The organism is Mesorhizobium sp. M7A.F.Ca.MR.176.00.0.0, from assembly GCF_004023165.1.
Taxonomy (GTDB): domain Bacteria; phylum Pseudomonadota; class Alphaproteobacteria; order Rhizobiales; family Rhizobiaceae; genus Mesorhizobium.
Genome location: NZ_RZTC01000131.1, coordinates 1 through 1,871 on the forward strand (window position 1 = coordinate 1; position 1,871 = coordinate 1,871).

Annotated in this window: 2 protein-coding genes and 1 pseudogene; all 3 read right to left on the reverse strand. The window is 66.1% G+C overall.

What is annotated here, in order from left to right; translation table 11 throughout:
- Positions 1-101 precede the first annotated feature (101 nt).
- Positions 102-344 (reverse strand): hypothetical protein, encoded by a 243-nt coding sequence (locus EOB59_RS29555; protein ID WP_128289849.1) that lies wholly within the window; start codon positions 342-344, stop codon positions 102-104.
- A 129-nt stretch (positions 345-473) separates the two neighbouring features.
- On the reverse strand, positions 474-1,691 hold the full coding sequence (locus EOB59_RS29560; protein WP_127396388.1) for an ABC transporter permease: 1,218 nt from the start codon (positions 1,689-1,691) through the stop codon (positions 474-476).
- A 2-nt stretch (positions 1,692-1,693) separates the two neighbouring features.
- Positions 1,694-1,871: pseudogene (locus EOB59_RS36835) on the reverse strand (macrolide ABC transporter ATP-binding protein); the annotation flags it as partial.

Consider the following 1,871-nt stretch of genomic DNA (forward strand, 5'->3'; position numbering starts at 1 on the left):
GAGATCGAGGGACCGGTGATCATCCGCCATGCCGCCGACCTGCCGGATGGGCTCTCGCCGCACATGAAGCCGCTGATCGAGTGGCATTTCGCAAACGGGAATTAAGGGCGCGTCTTGTTCTGCGCCGCGTTGCGATCGTTGCGGGCGGCAACGAGGAACAGGATAAAGCCGATGCCCAGCAAGCCGCCCATGGCCATCCCCATGGTCTGGCCGACGACCGCCTGGAAGTCAGCGGTGACGCGATCGGGATTGGCCATGCCGAAGCGGGCGAGATACCACCAGATGCCTGCAAGACCTGCCTCGATGATCACCATCGCCAGGACCAGTCGCGCCTTCTTGCTCATCCCGCATTCCTCCATCCAGGTGAATTGCCCTAGCATCGCGAACGGCGCGGCGACAGTGCCGGCGCGGGACGAACAAGCAAAGGTTGTGCAAATCCGGACAGAGTGCCGGATGCGACCGAGGCCGCCATCCTATTCGTGCCGCAGCGCGTCGATCGGGTCGAGCCTGGCGCCGCGCAGCGCAGGGAAGAAGCCGAACACCATGCCGATCAGGGCGGAAAAGCCGACGGCGAGCAGGATCACCGCCGGGCTCGGCGCGAAGGGAATGGTCAGCGTCACCGCGGCGAGGCCGGCCAGCGCCAGCCCGATCAGGATGCCGATGATGCCGCCGAGCAGCGACAGCACCGTCGCCTCGACCAGGAACTGGATGAGGATGTGCTTTTCATGCGCGCCGATGGCCAGCCTGATGCCGATCTCGCGCGTGCGTTCGGTGACCGACACCAGCATGATGTTCATGATGCCGATGCCGCCGACCAGCAGGCTGACGCCGGCGACGGCGCCCAGCATGCCGGTCATGGTGGTTGTGGCGCTGGCCATGGCGTCGGCGATCTGGGTCATGTCGCGGATGGCGAAATCGCTCTCGCGATCGGGTGTGATGCGGCGCGCGTCTCGCAAGATGTCCTCGACGCGCGGCTGCAACTCGCTGGTCGGCGTGCGGTCGTCGGCGGCGATGTAGATGTTGTCGATGTCGCGGTTGCCGGCGATACGGCGCTGGTAGGCGTGCAGCGGCATCAGCACGACATTGTCCTGGTCCTGGCCGAAGCCGGTATAGCCCTTGGGCTCGAGCAGGCCGATGATCTTGCAGGAGGTGCGGTTGACGCGGATGATCTCGCCCTCGGGATCGCCGGCGCCGAAGAACTGCTGGCGCACGGTCTCGCCGATCAGGCACACGCCTGTGCCCGAGCGGGTTTCGGAATCGCTGAACGGGCGGCCCGACACCAGCTTCCAGTCGCGCGCATCGAGATAGGCGCTGTCGGTGCCGGTGACGCCCGAGGTCAGGCTCTCGGTGCCGAAGATGACGCGCACCTGTTTTTGCGAGGCAGGCGAAATGGCGCGCGCGCCAGTCAGGTGCGCCACCAGCGCCGCCAGGTCCTTTTCCGCGAGCGGACGCACCACCTGGTCGAGCCCGCCCGGTCCGCCGGGGCCGGCCGGACGGCCGGAGCGGACCACCAGCAGATTGCTGCCGAGCTTGGAGATGTCGGCCTTGACCTTTGCTGTGGTGCCCGAGCCGATGGTGAGCATGGCGATGACGGCGGCAACGCCGATGACGATGCCGAGCAGCGTCAGGAACGACCGCAGTACATTGCGGCGGATCGAGCGCAGCGAGAGGCGGACGGTTTCCCAGATCATGGCTATGCGATCTCCAGCTTCCTGGAATCCGAAGCGACATGGCCGTCGAGGAAGCGGATTGTGCGTTCGGCATATTCGGCGACGTCGGCCTCATGCGTGACCATGGCGATGGTCAGGCCAAGCTCGGTGTTGAGCCGGGTGAGCAGGTCCATGATCTCGTGCGTGCGGGCGGTGTCGAGA